This is a genomic window from Pseudomonas sp. TH49, from assembly GCF_016650625.1.
In the GTDB taxonomy this organism is placed as follows: Bacteria; Pseudomonadota; Gammaproteobacteria; order Pseudomonadales; family Pseudomonadaceae; genus Aquipseudomonas; species Aquipseudomonas fluorescens_H.
This window is the reverse complement of the sequence record NZ_JAEKFL010000001.1, coordinates 822,204-837,623: the sequence shown is the minus strand read 5'-3', so window position 1 is coordinate 837,623 and position 15,420 is coordinate 822,204. Positions and strand designations below refer to the sequence as shown.

General features: G+C 62.2%; 14 protein-coding genes. 10 read left to right on the top strand and 4 right to left on the bottom strand.

Translation table 11 applies throughout. From position 1 onward, the window contains the following. Positions 1–50: 50 nt before the first annotated feature. From JFU48_RS03935 to JFU48_RS03915, 5 genes are all read left to right on the top strand, one after another. Positions 51–422 (top strand): translation initiation factor Sui1, encoded by a 372-nt coding sequence (locus JFU48_RS03935; RefSeq protein ID WP_003221288.1) that lies wholly within the window; start codon positions 51–53, stop codon positions 420–422. A gap of 217 nt (positions 423–639) precedes the next feature. Next, on the top strand, positions 640–2,553 hold the full coding sequence (gene speA, locus JFU48_RS03930; protein WP_003221289.1) for an arginine decarboxylase: 1,914 nt from the start codon (positions 640–642) through the stop codon (positions 2,551–2,553). A 230-nt stretch (positions 2,554–2,783) separates the two neighbouring features. After that, the gene (locus JFU48_RS03925) at positions 2,784–4,121 is read left to right on the top strand and encodes a type VI secretion system Vgr family protein (protein WP_201135899.1); all 1,338 of its coding nucleotides are present in this window, start codon (positions 2,784–2,786) and stop codon (positions 4,119–4,121) included. Further along, positions 4,118–4,912 carry a DUF4123 domain-containing protein gene (locus JFU48_RS03920; RefSeq protein ID WP_201135898.1) on the top strand — a complete coding sequence of 265 codons (795 nt, stop codon included), beginning with the start codon at positions 4,118–4,120 and terminating at the stop codon, positions 4,910–4,912. The genes JFU48_RS03925 and JFU48_RS03920 overlap by 4 nt, the downstream gene beginning before the upstream one ends. An 11-nt stretch (positions 4,913–4,923) precedes the next feature. Continuing rightward, the gene (locus JFU48_RS03915; RefSeq protein ID WP_201135897.1) at positions 4,924–5,799 is read left to right on the top strand and encodes an alpha/beta hydrolase; all 876 of its coding nucleotides are present in this window, start codon (positions 4,924–4,926) and stop codon (positions 5,797–5,799) included. On the opposite strand, the gene JFU48_RS03910 is transcribed toward JFU48_RS03915, so the two are convergent. Further along, on the bottom strand, positions 5,793–7,142 hold the full coding sequence (locus JFU48_RS03910) for an MATE family efflux transporter (RefSeq protein WP_103520864.1): 1,350 nt from the start codon (positions 7,140–7,142) through the stop codon (positions 5,793–5,795). The two genes, JFU48_RS03915 and JFU48_RS03910, sit on opposite strands and share 7 nt — an antisense overlap. A gap of 150 nt (positions 7,143–7,292) precedes the next feature. Continuing rightward, complete coding sequence (locus tag JFU48_RS03905) at positions 7,293–7,586, bottom strand: hypothetical protein (RefSeq protein WP_003221294.1); 294 nt, start codon at positions 7,584–7,586, stop codon at positions 7,293–7,295. Between the two features lie 159 nt (positions 7,587–7,745). On the opposite strand from JFU48_RS03905, the gene JFU48_RS03900 reads away from it, so the two are divergent. The 5 genes from JFU48_RS03900 to JFU48_RS03880 all read left to right on the top strand — a co-directional run bounded on the left by JFU48_RS03900 (position 7,746) and on the right by JFU48_RS03880 (position 12,155). Then, positions 7,746–8,048, top strand: coding sequence for a MazG-like family protein (locus JFU48_RS03900; protein WP_103520865.1), 303 nt, complete (start codon positions 7,746–7,748; stop codon positions 8,046–8,048). Continuing rightward, positions 8,048–8,797 (top strand): methyltransferase, encoded by a 750-nt coding sequence (locus JFU48_RS03895; RefSeq protein ID WP_201135896.1) that lies wholly within the window; start codon positions 8,048–8,050, stop codon positions 8,795–8,797. Before JFU48_RS03900 ends, JFU48_RS03895 begins: the two co-directional genes overlap by 1 nt. 12 nt (positions 8,798–8,809) lie before the next feature. After that, entirely contained in the window at positions 8,810–9,418 is a 609-nt protein-coding gene (locus JFU48_RS03890) for a DUF4136 domain-containing protein (protein WP_201135895.1), read from the top strand. Between the two features lie 51 nt (positions 9,419–9,469). Continuing rightward, positions 9,470–10,027 (top strand): DUF4136 domain-containing protein, encoded by a 558-nt coding sequence (locus tag JFU48_RS03885; protein ID WP_201135894.1) that lies wholly within the window; start codon positions 9,470–9,472, stop codon positions 10,025–10,027. Positions 10,028–10,157: 130 nt separating this feature from the next. Then, positions 10,158–12,155, top strand: a complete 1,998-nt coding sequence (locus tag JFU48_RS03880; RefSeq protein WP_201135893.1) for a pilus assembly protein TadG-related protein — start codon at positions 10,158–10,160, stop codon at positions 12,153–12,155. Here the strand turns inward: JFU48_RS03880 and JFU48_RS03875 are convergent. After that, positions 12,152–14,905, bottom strand: coding sequence for a PAS domain-containing sensor histidine kinase (locus JFU48_RS03875; RefSeq protein WP_201135892.1), 2,754 nt, complete (start codon positions 14,903–14,905; stop codon positions 12,152–12,154). The genes JFU48_RS03880 and JFU48_RS03875 overlap by 4 nt on opposite strands. Continuing rightward, on the bottom strand, positions 14,902–15,363 hold the full coding sequence (locus JFU48_RS03870; RefSeq protein ID WP_003221302.1) for a TadE/TadG family type IV pilus assembly protein: 462 nt from the start codon (positions 15,361–15,363) through the stop codon (positions 14,902–14,904). Before JFU48_RS03870 ends, JFU48_RS03875 begins: the two co-directional genes overlap by 4 nt. Between the last annotated feature and the right edge of the window lie 57 nt (positions 15,364–15,420).

Here is a 15,420-nt window from a genome sequence, read left to right as displayed (position 1 = left end):
GACCTTGCCCAAGGTTGCGATCAGTCTTTGTCCTCCCAAGAGGATTGCCGGTGGCCAAAAAAGCCGCATCCTTCGCCGCCCTTGGTGGCCTGGTATTTTCCACCGACGCAGGTCGTCATTGCCCGGAATGCAGTAAGCCGGTGGACGCCTGTATCTGCAAACAAACCGTGATCCCGGCCGGGGACGGCATTGCCCGCGTGCGTCGCGAGAGCAAGGGCCGTGGCGGCAAGACGGTGACCACCATTACCGGCGTGCCATTGGCCGAAGACGCCCTCAAGGAGCTGGCGACAACGTTGAAGAAACGTTGCGGCACCGGTGGGGCGTTGAAGGACGGGATCATCGAAATCCAGGGCGATCATGTCGAGCTACTCTTGGCTGAACTGATCAAGCTCGGTTTCAAAGCGAAGAAGTCCGGCGGCTAGCAGCCTCTGTGAAAACCACCTGCGGCTTGATCCGGCTCTGAAATGCTCAGCGCCGGCGTCGTCTCCATGGTTTTCACAGAGCCTGTTCATACCGGTTTCTAAACTACACGCGGTCAGCGCGGTCTACCGCCGCGCTGACGAATCGTCATTTTCATTCTTTAGACTGCGCCGGCCTGCGATCAGGCGACGCACTATGACTTCTTTATAGGGGACTTCGATGTCCGTACGACGCACACGTAAAGACGATGGCAGCCAATGGACAGTTGCGGACAGCCGCAGTGTTTACGGGATTCGCCATTGGGGGGCCGGGTATTTCGCGATCAATGACGCCGGTCGCGTCGAAGTTCGTCCGAACGGCCCGAGCAGTTCGCCTATCGACCTGTTCGAACAAGTCGACCAACTGCGCAAGAGCGGCTTGTCCCTGCCGTTGCTGGTACGTTTCCCCGACATCCTGCAAGACCGTGTCCGTCAGCTGACCGGTGCTTTCGACTCGAACATCGAGCGCCTGGAATACCAGAGCAAGTACACCGCGCTGTACCCGATCAAGGTCAACCAGCAAGAAGCGGTGATCGAGAACATCATCGCCACCCAGAACGTTTCCATCGGTCTGGAAGCCGGCTCCAAGCCTGAGCTGCTGGCGGTGCTGGCGCTGGCGCCGAAGGGCGGCACCATCGTCTGTAACGGTTACAAGGATCGCGAGTTCATCCGTCTGGCGCTGATGGGCCAGAAGCTCGGCCACAACGTGTTCATCGTGATCGAGAAAGAATCCGAAGTCGGCCTGGTGATCGAAGAAGCCGCCTCGCTGAAGGTCAAGCCACAGGTCGGTCTGCGCGTGCGCCTGTCGTCGCTGGCGTCCTCGAAGTGGGCGGACACCGGTGGCGAGAAATCCAAATTCGGCCTGTCGGCGGCGCAACTGCTGTCGGTGGTCGAACGCTTCCGCGCTGCCGGCCTCGATCAGGGCATTCGCCTGCTGCACTTCCACATGGGTTCGCAGATCGCCAACCTGGCTGACTACCAGCACGGTTTCAAGGAAGCGATCCGTTACTACGGCGAGCTGCGCAACCTTGGCCTGCCGGTCGATCACATCGACGTCGGCGGCGGTCTGGGTGTCGACTACGACGGTACTCACTCGCGCAACGCCAGTTCGATCAACTACGACATGGACGACTACGCCGGTGTCGTGGTCGGCATGCTCAAGGAATTCTGCGACGCGCAGAGCCTGCCGCATCCGCACATCTTCTCCGAAAGCGGCCGCTCGCTGACCGCGCACCACGCGATGCTGGTGGTGCAGGTGACCGACGTCGAGAAACACAACGACGAAATCCCGCTGATCGAAAACAAGGAAAACCTGCCGGAAACCGTGCAGTGGCTGGTGGACCTGCTCGGCCCGACCGACATCGAGATGGTCACCGAGACTTACTGGCGCGCCACGCACTACATGAGCGACGTGGCTTCGCAGTACGCCGACGGCAAACTGACCCTGGCGGAAAAAGCCCTGGCCGAGCAGTGCTACTTCGCTGTGTGCCGGCGCCTGCACAACTCGCTGAAGGCGCGTCAGCGTTCGCACCGTCAGGTGCTCGACGAACTCAACGACAAGCTGGCCGACAAGTACATCTGCAATTTCTCGGTGTTCCAGAGCCTGCCGGACACCTGGGCGATCGATCAGGTGCTGCCGATCATCCCGCTGCATCGTCTGGACGAAGAGCCGCTGCGTCGCGCCGTGCTGCAAGACCTGACCTGCGATTCCGACGGCAAGATCAACCAGTACGTCGACGAGCAGAGTATCGAGACCAGCCTGCCAGTGCACGGTCTGAACGAAGGTGAAGACTACCTGCTGGGCGTGTTCCTGGTCGGCGCCTATCAGGAAATTCTCGGCGACATGCACAACCTGTTCGGTGACACCGACTCGGTGAACATCTACCAGAACGCCGATGGCAGCGTGTACCACGCTGGCATCGAGACCCACGACACCATCGAAGACATGCTGCGTTATGTGCACTTGTCGCCGGAAGAACTGATGACCCACTACCGCGACAAGTGCGCCAGTGCCCGTATCAGTGCCAGCGAGCGCACGCAGTTCCTCGATGCCTTGCGTCTGGGTCTGACCCGCTCCTCCTACCTGTCTTCCTGAGTCAGGTCTGTTGCACCGGGTTGTCTGAAATTTTTCCGCAAGCTGCGGAAAATTCGGATGACCCGGTGGGACATCTCCCAAATTCCCCGCGAAAAGACTGCATGACATCGCCCGTGAAGTCATCCGGTCTGCTTTTCGCGTAGGTCATTTCCTAAGTTGTACTTCAGCTCTCTACTCGGCCATGGCTCTCGGCGAGAATCCCCGGCCGTCCCTCCTGTAGAGATCCGCCCATGTTCGAATCAGTCAACGAGCCGTCGTTTCGTCTCGATGTAGCGGGGCTGCCCGACCCCTTCGAGGTGCTGGCCTTTACCGGGAGTGAGGGCATCAGCGAACCCTTCGTTTTTGCAATCGATCTGTTGATCGATGATCCGCAACTGGACCTTGCCGGTCTGCTTTTCCGCTCGGCGTTCCTGCAGTTCGGCCCCCTGCACAATGGCTTGAGCGGACAATTGCAGAGTCTTGTCCAGCACGAGCACGCTGAGGGTTGCCGCCTGTGCCGGGTGACGCTGGGGCCGAAGCTGAGTTGCCTGGCGCTACGGTTCAGCCAGCGGATTTTCAGCGGCCAGTGCGTGCCGCAGATCCTCGCTCAGGTGCTCAAGGAGCACGGGATCATCGGTGGGCAACGACGCTTTGATTTGCACTGCGATTACCCGGTGCGCACTTTTTGTACCCAGTACTGCGAATCGGATCTGCAGTTTGTGCAACGCCTGTGCGCGCAGGCCGGGATTCATTACTACTTCGAGCACCGGCCCGACGGGCACTGTGTGGTTTTCGCCGATGATCCTGCGCGCCTGCCCGTGGCGGGTGTGGCGTCTGTGGACACGGGCGCGAGTACGGCGACGGTAAGACGCTGGCAGATAGAGATGAATGCGCCGGATGCGGGCGCGCATCCCGCCCGGATCGGCAAAGCTTACGGCCACAGCGATCTGCCGACCTTGCGCAGCGCGCAGTGGCTGGCGCTGATCGAACATCCGTTTACCGAGTGCAACCGCCGCTGGTTGCTGAGCCGGATCGAGCATCGTGCTGACCCCGCCAGCGAGCCGTCATACAGCAATCGGATCGTTGCCGCCGCCCAGGCGCCACTCCCCCCGCTGGCGAGCACTTGTACCCGACCGCGGATGCACAGCCTGCAACGTGCCTGGGTGGTGACGGTCGATGAACCACAACCTGACGACCTGCGACCGGTGGCCGTGCAGTTTGACTGGCTTTACCAGGGCGAAGGCGCTGCCGCCAGCCACTGTTGGCTGCCGCTGGCGGCGGCGTTGAGCGACACGTCGCTGGCATCGTTGCGTGAAGGGGTCGAAGTGGTGGTGAGTTTTCATGAGGGCGATCCGGATCAACCGGTGATCAGTGGCGTGCTGCAGGAACCGGCGGTGATCGAAGACGTCGACGAGTCACTGGCGCTGCCGGACGTGCTGGCGAGTGCGGGTCTGGCGCAATGGCTCCAGTCCGCCGAACCGCTGTTGCTGTTGTGCCTGTTGCCCGGCGGCGGCAGTTACAACCATTGCACGGCGTCGATCTGCAGTTGCCGACTGGTCGCGTCGCTGGATCAGGGCGGCGCCACTTGAGCGGCGTCGGGTTTGCCCAGCAGGCACAGTGGCTGTTGCTCGACGGCACCGACGCGCAGCAGGCGTTGGCGACACTGCGTCAGGGGTTCGCCGGAGTACGTTGCACGCGGCTGCTCGAGGGCACCGAGTTTCAAGCGGTGAGCGAGTACGGGCCGCTGCTGGTCGAGTTGCACGAGAGCCCGGCACTGGCTGCGCTGTGCCACCGCGATCCGCAGACCTGGCGCGGTCTGCTGCTGGCCAGCGATGCTTCGCAGCAGACACTTCTGAGCCACCTGCGCCGGATGCTCAGCGTTTCGTTCGGGCTCAACCACCGTGCCTTGCTCGGTTACTACAACCGGCAGACAGCGAGTTATTTCTTCGATGCCTGTGATGCCGCCGACTTGAGCCGCTGGCTCGGGCCGATCCGGCTGATGCGCTGGTTCGGTGGCACCTGGGCCGACCTCGCCATCGGCAGTCAGGGCTGGCAGCAACTGCGCAATCCGCAGTGGGCGGTCGAGCCGTTGGGGATCGACGAAAGCCTTACCCATCGTCAGCGCGAACGTTTGCAAAGTTGCCTGTTGGAACACCACATCTGGCGCTGGTGCCAATCACTCGGAACCGACTACACGCGGATGGCCTCCCATGTGCAGGAGGGGCTGACGCTGGGTTTCAGTGACCGAACCGTGCTGGATGGCTGGTTGTGGCTACGCTTGCAGCATCCCCGAGCGGGATTGCCAGGCGTGCCGGACGGGCTGACCCAGCAGGAACGGCTCGACCATGTGCGGCGACAGTGGCAGAACGATCAATCTTGAGGTGCGACACCATGACAAATCCTCTGTGGCAGCGGTTCGGCGCAGTCCTCGGCGGGTTTCTGCTGCTGGTGCTGACGGGATGTTCCCCGGTCAAGGTGCTCAATGCACTGACCCCCGACGACACGTTCCACAAAACCGCCGGGATTGCCTATGGCGATGATCCTCGACAGAAACTCGACGTCTACGTGCCGCGCCAGCTGCTGGAGGACGCGCCGGTGGTGGTGTTCTTCTACGGCGGCAGCTGGAACAGCGGTGAGCGCGGCGATTATGCGTTTGTCGGCGAGGCGCTGGCGTCGCGGGGAATTGTCGCGGTGCTGGCGGATTATCGGCTGTACCCGCAAGTGCGCTATCCGCTGTTTCTTGAAGACTCGGCGCGGGCGGTGGCCTGGACTCGCGCGCATATCCGCGAGTTCGCCGGCAACCCGCAACGCCTGTATCTGATGGGCCACAGTTCCGGCGCCTACAACGCCGCGATGCTGGCGCTGGACCCCGGCCTGCTGGGGGCGGTGGGCATGTCGTCGAAAGACCTCAGCGGCTGGATCGGCCTGGCCGGGCCGTATGACTTTTTGCCGATCAACAATACCGAGGTGCGCCCGGTGTTTTTCTGGCCGGACTCACCGCCGCAATCGCAGCCGATCAACCACGTCAGGGCGGGCGAGCCTCCGGCACTGCTGATCGCTGCGACCAAGGACAATCTGGTCAACCCGACGCGCAACACTGCCGGCCTCGCGAAAAAACTGCGTGAGGTCGGCGTGCCGGTGCAGGATCTGTATTACTCGCGCCCCAATCATGTGACGCTGGTGGCGACTCTGTCGCGGCCGCTGCGGCGCTTGGCGCCGGTACTCGATCAGGTCGTGGCGTTCGTCAAACACACACCGACTCAGTGAGTGGCGCCGCTGAACCAGCCGTCGTTACGCCGCAGCCACAGGGCGAAGGCGCCGAGAGTCAGACTGCGCAAGACCATGAACAGCAGGAACGTTATCCACAGCCCATGATTGCCCAGCCCTTGCAGTGCCCACGCGAATGGCAGCAGCAGGGCGATGGTCAGCAGCATGCCGTTGCGCATTTCCCGGGCGCGGGTGGCGCCGATGAACAGACCGTCGAGCAAGTAGCTCCAGACCGCAATCAGCGGCAACACCGCCAGATACGGCAGGTAGATGAACGCGGTGTCGCGCACGCTCTGGATGTCGGTCTGCATCTCGATGAACAAGTGCCCGCCCAACAGAAACAGCGCGGCGAAACCGAGGCTGGCCAGCAGCGACCAGCCACCGGCCACCACCAGCGAGCGGCGCAGGGCGAGCCGGTCGCGGGCGCCGATGGCGTGGCCGCACAAGGCTTCGACCGCATGGGCCAAGCCGTCCAGCGCATGCGCGGTCAACAGCAGGCCATTGAGCAGCAAGGCGTTCGCCGCCACTGTGGCATCGCCCAATCGCGCGCCTTGCACGGTGATCAGGAAAAACACCGATTGCAGCGCCAGGCTGCGGATGAAGATGTCCCGGTTGACCGCCAGCAGCGGGCGCCAGCTCTGCCACACCTTCAGCGCTGCCCAGGCGATGTGCCCGGGATAGGCGCGCAATGCGCCACGGGTCAGCCACAGGCCGAGCAGGGCGCCGCTCCACTCGGCGATCACCGAGGCCCGGGCCGAGCCGACCACCCCCCATTCCAGCCCTATCACGAACCACAGGTTGAGAGCGATGTTGATCAGGTTGGTGGTCAGCAGAATCGCCAGTGGCGCCCGTGCATTCTGGGTGCCGAGAAACCAGCCGACCAGGGCGTAACTGGCCAGCGCTGCCGGCAAGCCGAATAGCCGGGTGTGGAAGAACTCGCGGGTCAGTTGATCGAGTTCTGCCGATGGCTGCATGAAATGCAGGGCCACGCCGCTCAACGGCACGCCGAGAGCGCCGAGCACGATCGCCAGTCCCAGCGCCAGCAGCAAACCCTGCAACAGAATCTGCCGTAACGCCGCGCCATCGCTGCGCCCGGCCGCCTGAGCGGCAAACCCGGTGGTGCCCATGCGCAGAAAACCCATGGCCCAGGCAAGAAAAGTGTAGAGGCTGGCGCCGACCGCCACCGCGCCCAACTGATGGGCATGGGGCAGATGGCCGATGACGGTGCTGTCGACCAGCGCCACCAGCGGTACGGAAATATTCGAAAGAATCATCGGCGCAGCGAGCGCCCAGACCTTGCGGTGAGTCGGGCGGTCGCGCCAGTCGGCGATCAGGTTGGACATGCGGGCTCCTTGGGGGAGCGGGGATTGTAGCGATTCATGCGACCTATTGTGGGAGCGGGCTTGCTCGCGAAGGCAGTGTGTCAGTCAAAACAGCTTTTACTGATCTGACGCTTTCGCGAGCAAGCCCGCTCCCACAGGGGAAGAGAGGTGTCAGTGGATGATCCAGCTCAACAACCACAACCCCAACAGCAACCAGATGATCCCGGCAATGATCGACGCATTCATGAACGCGCGAATCGCCGACCACAACAGCATCAAGCCAACGATCAGCGCGAGGATGCTGATGATCGAGGTGTCCATGCCCAAGGTCTTGGCCAGACCGTCGACAAAGTTGCCGCCGGCATGGCTCAGCACATTGAACAGGCCACTGAGGCCATCAACGATAAAGCGGATGACCGAACCGAGCGCCTGGCCGAGCCATTCGAAAAAGCTTTCTACCTGCATGTGTGCATCCTGATGAAAGAGCTGAGCCTTGGGCCACAACGCAGGTGGCCGAGTTCCCTGCAACTATAGAGGGTTTGCCTCAATCCTGTGTGGGAGCGACGCGTGCCCCTTGCCTTCGTTTGGCATCCCCCCGAAGCTATACGCCTTCAGGAGAACCCGATGAACCTTGTTGAACTGACCGAACGCCTGCACGCCATTCGCGACCGCAATGACTGGCGGCAATTTCACAGCCCGAAAAACCTCGCCATGGCTGCCAGCGTGGAAATGTCCGAGCTGGTGGAGATCTTCCAGTGGCTGACTGAAGACCAGTCGCGCCAGTTGCCGGCGGACAAACTGGCGCATGCCGGGCAGGAAGTCGGCGACATCGTCTTGTATCTGTTGCTGCTGTGCAGCGAGTTGGGGCTGGACATGAATGAAGTGGTGCGCAACAAGCTCGCCGACAGCGAACGGCGGTTCAGCTGATGAGCGACCGGCATTTCGATCAGTTGGCGACCCGTTTCGCCGAAAAAATCTATGGCGGTGCCAAAGGTGCGATTCGCCTCGCAGTATTGCAGGCCGATCTTGCCGAAGCGTTGCCGGATCGACCGCTGCGCGTGCTGGACATCGGCGGCGGTCTGGGCCACATGTCGCTGTGGCTGGCCGAACGCGGCCATGAAGTGACCTTCACCGAGCCGGCTGAGCCGATGCTTGAGGGCGCCCGTCAGCGCTTCGCCGAAGCCGGGCAGAGCGCAACGTTCATTCAGGCGCCGTGGCAGGAGCTGCTCGGTCAGCTCACCGAGCCCTACGATCTGGTGATCTGCCACGCCGTGCTCGAATGGCTGGCCGAACCGCATGCGATCCTGCCGGTGCTGAATCAACTGACCAAGCCCGGTGGCTGGTTGTCACTGGCGTTCTATAACCGCGATGCGCTGATCTACCGCAACCTGCTCAAAGGCCATTTCAAGAAAATGCGCAAGAATACCCTGGCCGGGGAAAAGCAGAGTCTGACGCCGCAACAGCCGCTCGATCCACGAGAATTGGCAACGCAACTCGAAGGGTTGTGGCAGGTCGAAAGCCAGAGCGGGATTCGGGTTTTCCACGACTACATGCCGGTGGAATTCCAGGCTCGCGCCGAACTGGTGGATTTGCTGGAGATGGAGCTCGCTCACCGTCGCCACCCAAGCTTCGCCGGGCTTGGGCGTTACTTGCACTGGATCTGCCGGCCGATCTGATCGGAGCACCACATGAAAGCTCAATCCGGGTTATTGCTGATCTGTCTGGGGTTGGCTGCCTGCCAGGGCAGCAACCCGTACGTAGCGCAATCGCGGCCCTTGCCACCGGCGCCGCCTCAAGCCGCCAACACCTTTGATCGCAGCGCCTATCCGGCGCCGCCGCGCGACTATGCGCGCTATCGCAACTGGACCTGGCTCAACGGCCAGTTGCCGCCGGGCACGGCCTGGGCCGATTCGGCGCAAGTGGCCGAAGCGGTGAGCAATGCACTGGATCAGCGCGGGTTGCGGCCGTTGCACGACAACCGTCCGGCCGACCTGCTGGTCAGCGCCAATCTGCGTCTGGAAACCCGCTTGCGTCAGGTCCAGGACGATTACGGTTACGGCGGATACAGTGGCTATGATCGATACGGGCGCGGTTACGGCATGTACAACAGCGTGCCGATTGTTCGCACTTATCAGGAGCAGGTCGTGGTGGTGCAGGTCAATCTGTTCGACGCAGTTACCGGTCAACCGGTGTGGAGCGCCAGCGGCGAGACCGCCAATCAGGGCAGCCAGCTCGAACGCACCGATGCGATTCGCGAGGCTGTGGAAAAAGCCATGTCGGCCTATCCTCCGAGCTAGTCTGTATGTGAGAACGCATCGCAGGTTTATGCCTTCAACCGGAGAAAACCCATGTTCCGCCGTCTCGCTTTACTGGCCATGGCCGCACTGCTCAGCGCCTGCGCCGCCAACCAGGTCAATCACGACTTCGATGCCAGCCGCGACTTTGCCGCCTATCGCAGCTGGAACTGGAAAGAACCCGCGCTGCAATACCGTCCCGATGATCCACGGATCAAGAGCGACCTGACCGAACAACGCATTCGCCAGGCCGTCAGTGATCAGCTCGACCAGCGTGGCTTGCGTCCTGCGGCGGCGGGCACCAAGGGCGACCTGAACGTGCAAGCCTATCTGATCGTCGAGGATCGCCAGCAGCAAGTCACCACCAACTACGGCGGCGGTTGGGGCGGCCCGTGGAACGGATACTGGGGCGCACCGATGTACAACGAAACCCGCAACATCACCTACAAAGTGGCGACGATCCAGATCGACCTGCTCGACGGCAAGGACGGCAAACTGGTGTGGCGCGGCAGCGACGAGCAGATGCTCAGCAGCACGCCGAACCCGGAGGATCGCAGCAAAGCGATTCGTGAGACGGTCAGTCGTATCCTGGCCAACTATCCACCGCGCTAAGACGTCGAGACTGACCAGCTCCCACAGTGGTTTTATGGCGCACGAAATGGCGCGCTGCGACTAGCGCCGTCTACACTCAACTGCACCCATGGAGGCAGCGCCCGGCACAGGGCCGGCAAAGGAGTGCGCGATGTCGCCCCGTTCGCAATTCAACAGCCCGGCGCGGCAACGCGGGGCTATCGGGCTGATGGCGGCAGTCACCCTCAGCCTGGCAGTGGTATTGATGTTGCTCGTGGTCGATACCGGCCGGTTGTACATGGAACAACGCAAGTTGCAGCGGGTGGTGGATAACGCCGCGCTGGAAGCGGTCAGTCGCGGTGGCACCTGTCTGCCCGGTCTGACGGCCGCGACCTACGCCGGACAAAGCGCCGTGCGTAACGGCTACACCGTCGATGCCAGCGACACCCTTGTTACCACTTGCGGCACGCTGGTCACCGCCGCCACAGGCTTGCGCACCTTCACGGTAGACGCCACTCAAGCCGCCGCCGTGAAAGTCGCCGCCAGCCGCACCGTCATCACCAGCATTGCCGGCGGCGTGCAGGCGTTGTTCAGCGGGACGCCGGTGAGCCTCAACACAACGCTCAATGCCTCTGCCGTCGCCGCGAGGCCACAGCCGACCGTCGCGCAATTGAACATTCGCAGCACGCTGACGAGCATCAACACGGCTCAGTCGAACATTCTCAATCCGCTGTTTTCATCACTGCTCGGCGGTAACGTCAACTTGACCGCGCTGGGCTGGAACGGTTTGCTCAATACCAACGTCAACCTGCTCAGTTACCTCAATCAACTGGCGATCAATCTCAACGTGGCCGCCGGCAATTACACTCAGTTGCTCAACACCCAGGCTACCGTCACGCAGCTGATTCAAGCCGCCGCCACCGTGGTGCAACTCAACGGCGCGACCGCCGACGTGATCACCGCACTGGGCCAGCTGCAAATCGCCGCGATCAATGCCGCGCCGGTCAAGCTCGGCGACATCCTGCAACTGCAGACCGGTACCACTGCGGCGGGGCTGGATGCCAACCTGCAGTTGCTGCAACTGGTGCAGGCCGTGGTGCAACTGGCCAACAGCAACAGCGCGGTGTCCGCCACGGTGCCGATCAGCGTACTGGGGCTGGCGAACGTCACGGTGCGGGTCAAAGTCATCGAGCCACCGCAGTTTTCCGCGATCGGTGATCCGGCGCTGGCCAAGGCCAACCCGACGGGACCGAACCGGATTTATGTGCGCACGGCGCAGATTCGCACGATGCTGTCGGTGAATCTGCCGGTGCTGTCCGGGGTGACCGGTCTGGTCAATGCGGTACTGGGGCTGGTCGGAACTTTGACTCCGACCCTGAATGCTCTGCTGAGCCTCAACCTGGTAGCGACCCTCAATTCGGTCGGCTGTCTGCTAGGTGCCGGCTGCCAACAACTCGACCCGCTGCTATTGCCGTCCCCGGAAATCGATATCGCCCTGGATGCCGGTGGTGCCATCAGCTACGTCACCGATTACAGCTGCCCGACGGGTACCACGGGCACCAAGAGCCTGACTGCGCACACCATCACCTCGATTGCCGATCTGAAGGTTGGCAAGATCGACCCGACCAATGCCTTTTCGTCGTCCGCGGAACCCACCGTTACGCCGCTGCCTCTTGTGGATCTGGGCACCGTGACCTGCCACAAGATTCTCGGGATCGGCAGCTGCGACGAGAGCACGCATGTGCAATACGGGGCCGGCGGGATTGCGATCATGGTCAACACCAGCGTGGCTCAGAATACTCAGGACCTGGTGTTTTCCAGCGCGACCCCATTCGCGACGCCGCCCAACCTGAAGCTGCCCCCCAGTGTGATTTCCGCTGCGCCATCGAGCAACATCGTCAACAGCCTGGCCAGCACGCTGGCGGGGATCAATCTGATTGTTTATCAACCTTTGGGCAGCAACCCCCTGGGCGCCATCGTTACAGGTGTGGCCAGTCTGATCAGCAGCGTTACCACCATTCTTCAGCCATTGATTACCAACCTGCTCAGCCCTCTGCTCGACCCCTTGCTGAACAATCTGCTCAATAGCCTGGGCATCAATCTGATGGACGTCGATGTGGGCGCCAACATGACCTGCGGCCAGACCGGCAAAGCCTATCTGGTGATCTAGGCGTCCGGCGCCAGTGGCAGCTCGATGCAGAAGCGTGCGCCTTCCACCGAGTTGCGCACGCTCAAATGGCCGCCCATGTTCTCGATGATGCCGTAGCTGACCGACAGGCCCAGCCCGGTGCCGACGCCCACCGGTTTGGTGGTGAAGAACGGTTCGAAAATCCGCTCCAGCAGCCGTGGATCAATGCCACCGCCGTTGTCCTCGACCCACAGCCGTACCTTCTGATCATCACGTTCGGCGTAGATCGAGATCCACGGCTTGAACGTCGAATCCTTCTCGCGTTTGCTCAGCAGCGCATCGCGGGCATTGACCATCAGATTGATCAACACCTGCTCCAGTTGATCGACAAACCCGCGCACCTGCACCACAAACGCGGTTTCGCTGATGCGCAGATCCACGCCTTTGCCGCGCATGCCTTCGGCCAGCAGCGACAGCGTGCCCTCGATGGCCGAGGCCGGGTTGAACAGTTGCTGTTCGATCTCCGAACGGCGGCCGAACACGCGCATGTGATCCACCACTTTTGCCGCGCGCTCGACCTGCGCATCGATACGATTGAGCTTGTCGGTCAGGTAATCAATCTGCACATCGCCATTGCCCAGGCGCTTGAGCACGTTGACGATGGCCATGCGCATCACGTTCAGCGGCTGATTGATTTCGTGCGCCAGTCCCGTGGCCATCTCGCCGAGGGTGGCCATTTTTGCGCTTTGTGTCAGTTGCTGCTGCGAGCGACGCACTTCGGTGTTGTCGCGGCCCACTGCCTGTACCTCGATCAACTGCCCGTGTTCGTCGAACACACCGCGATCCGACCACACCCACCATGCATGCTCGCGCCCCGGCAGTTGCAGGCTGATTTCCGCGGTGCTCACCGGCAGTTCCGGGGTCAACAGGGACACGCGATGCTTGAACGCGCTCCGTTGCTCGTCGGACATCCAGCCGCCCAGATCGACCCCCGGCAAATCCTGCGGGGTGCATTCCAGGTAATTCGCCAGTGGTCGGTTGCCGAAGGTCAGGGTCAGATCAGGTCGATACCGGCAGATCATTGCCGGTGAGTCTTCCACCAGAATCCGATAGCGCTCTTCGCTTTGTCTCACTTGTTCGGCGGCTTGCGTAGCCTCGGTGACGTCCAGCCACAAGCCGACGGCTTCGACCGGCAGGCCGAGATCGTTGCGCAGCAGTCTGGCCTCATCGAGCAGCCAGTGATAAACCCCGCGACTGTCGCGCAACCGATAACGCGTACTCACCGAGCCCTCGCGCAGCAGTTGGCGGGTGCGCTGGAAATACCCGTCGCGATCTTCGGGGTGAATCATTTCGACCAGTGCGCTGGCGCTGCAATCGGCCAGGCTCCAACCCAGCAACGGTTGCAGGCTGGCGCTGAAAAAGGCCGGCACCAAAGCCCCCTCGAGGTAGTGCTGCACGTAAATCACCGCCGGAGAACTGGCGATCAGGTTGTCCAGCCGTGCGTGCGCCGCGGCGGCGAGTTGCTGCTGGTTCTTGATGTCGCTGATGTCGAGCATGAAACCGATCAGCCGGCGCTGTTCGCCGTTACCGCTGGTCTGACCCTGCAGGCGATACCACGTCGAGTTTTGCCCGGCCTCCGGTCGGTTGAGGCGAACACACAGCGTCAGCGGCTCGCCCTGTTGCTGCAAGGCCTGCAGACGACTGCGCACCTCATCGCGGTCGGCGGGATGAAGCAGCGCCAGCCAGTCTTCGACTGCCAGCCGCGAGTTGCTCAGTTGCAGGACGCTGGTCAGTGACGGGGCCAACTGGATCTCGCTGCCGTCAGCCTGAATTTCCCACCAGCCGGTGCCGAGCAGCGTCTGCAAGGATTCCAGGCGCTCCAGTTGCAGGTGATGTTGCTGCTCACGCAAACGCCCGAGCAACGGGCCGGCGAGGGCACTGGTCAAGGCCATCCAGTCCCGGTCCTTGAGGTACGGCGCGGCCGAATCCAGCGCAAAAAAACCGCACAGCAGCCAGGCCACCACGCCGCGTTCATCACTGTAGGGCACAGCCAACCCTTCGCCATTGCCGAACACGGCTTGCACCCGCGCATGTTCGTCAAGGCCATGCTGCGCACCGATCCGCTGCGGCGCGCTGCCGCTCAGGCTGTCCAGTGACGTGCCCAGACGCTGGCCGTCCTCCCAGAGTGTGGGCGCATCGTAGGCGCTGAACTGACGATAGATTTGCCAGCCTTGTGTCTGCTCGTCGAGCAGCGCCAGACCCAGGCAGGGGATATGCCAGCGCTGGGCGATCAGTTGCAGTTGTTCGCTGACGACCTGCGGCAGGCGACTCAGGCCGCAGATGCGCACCTGCTCGCTGATTTGTCCGCCGATCAACTGGCTGGCTTCGCGATGACGGGACTGCTGGCGTTCGAGCAACAGGTCGGCGATGTCCAGCAGTTGCATCAGCCATCCGTTGCCCGACGGCTGCACCCAGCCACGCAGGTGCAGAATCTGATCGCCGAGACCGGGGAAATCCAGATCGAACATTTGCCCTTGCCAGTCTGCCGGGCGGCCGTGGATCGCCAGTGTGCTGTGTGGCAGCAGGCAGGCACGCAACGGTAACGGCGGCTCATGCGGGGGTTGTTGCGCGAGCAGGTGGCGCAGCGGGCCGGCCATATGCAGCACGCCGCCGTCGTCGTCCAGATACACATGCAGGCCGACCGGCGGCGTCCCGAGCGGGTCGGGCAGGTCGAGGGCGGCGGTCGGTGCGCGCTTGAGCAAACGCCCGAAGAGATTGTCGCCGGCCGTCAAAATTGCAGGCTCGAAATGGCGGTCAGATTGGGCGGCAGGTTCGGCACCGTGCCTATCCCCGGCAGTACCAGAAAGGGGATGACCTGATTCAGCTTGCTGACCGGGTATTTCACCGACACGGTCAGCGTGCCATTGGGCCCATAGGCACTGCCGGTGTTATAGACCGCATTGGTATCGACCCCGATTACCAGATTGAAGGCCGGCGGCACCCAGGACAATTGCTGGGTGAGCGCGGCGTTCGCGGTGTTCACCACCACCGTTGAATAGTTGGGGGTGTTCGGATCGACCTGTACGCTGCGGCGGATCGCCTCGGATGTGGCTTCGTTGAACGATTGCATCATCACGAATGGCAGGCTGTAGCTGACCAGACCGTAAAACACCGCAAAAAAGATCACGAATACCAAGGCGAACTCAATCGCCACCGCGCCTTTTTGCGACTTGCGAAAGCCGGTTTTCATGAGTGCGTCTACCCTGACAGTCACTGCGTAGTATCAGCATAGAATCATTCAGCCAAA

Bases quoted from the DNA above. Each gene is read 5' to 3' on its own strand.
- speA (WP_003221289.1), top strand. From the start codon at position 640: ATGTCCGTACGACGCACACGTAAAGACGATGGCAGCCAATGGACAGTT.
- JFU48_RS03925 (WP_201135899.1), top strand. From the start codon at position 2,784: ATGTTCGAATCAGTCAACGAGCCGTCGTTTCGTCTCGATGTAGCGGGG.
- JFU48_RS03915 (WP_201135897.1), top strand. From the start codon at position 4,924: ATGACAAATCCTCTGTGGCAGCGGTTCGGCGCAGTCCTCGGCGGGTTT.
- JFU48_RS03910 (WP_103520864.1), bottom strand. From the start codon at position 7,142: ATGTCCAACCTGATCGCCGACTGGCGCGACCGCCCGACTCACCGCAAG.
- JFU48_RS03905 (WP_003221294.1), bottom strand. From the start codon at position 7,586: ATGCAGGTAGAAAGCTTTTTCGAATGGCTCGGCCAGGCGCTCGGTTCG.
- JFU48_RS03900 (WP_103520865.1), top strand. From the start codon at position 7,746: ATGAACCTTGTTGAACTGACCGAACGCCTGCACGCCATTCGCGACCGC.
- JFU48_RS03895 (WP_201135896.1), top strand. From the start codon at position 8,048: ATGAGCGACCGGCATTTCGATCAGTTGGCGACCCGTTTCGCCGAAAAA.
- JFU48_RS03890 (WP_201135895.1), top strand. From the start codon at position 8,810: ATGAAAGCTCAATCCGGGTTATTGCTGATCTGTCTGGGGTTGGCTGCC.
- JFU48_RS03885 (WP_201135894.1), top strand. From the start codon at position 9,470: ATGTTCCGCCGTCTCGCTTTACTGGCCATGGCCGCACTGCTCAGCGCC.
- JFU48_RS03880 (WP_201135893.1), top strand. From the start codon at position 10,158: ATGTCGCCCCGTTCGCAATTCAACAGCCCGGCGCGGCAACGCGGGGCT.
- JFU48_RS03870 (WP_003221302.1), bottom strand. From the start codon at position 15,363: ATGAAAACCGGCTTTCGCAAGTCGCAAAAAGGCGCGGTGGCGATTGAG.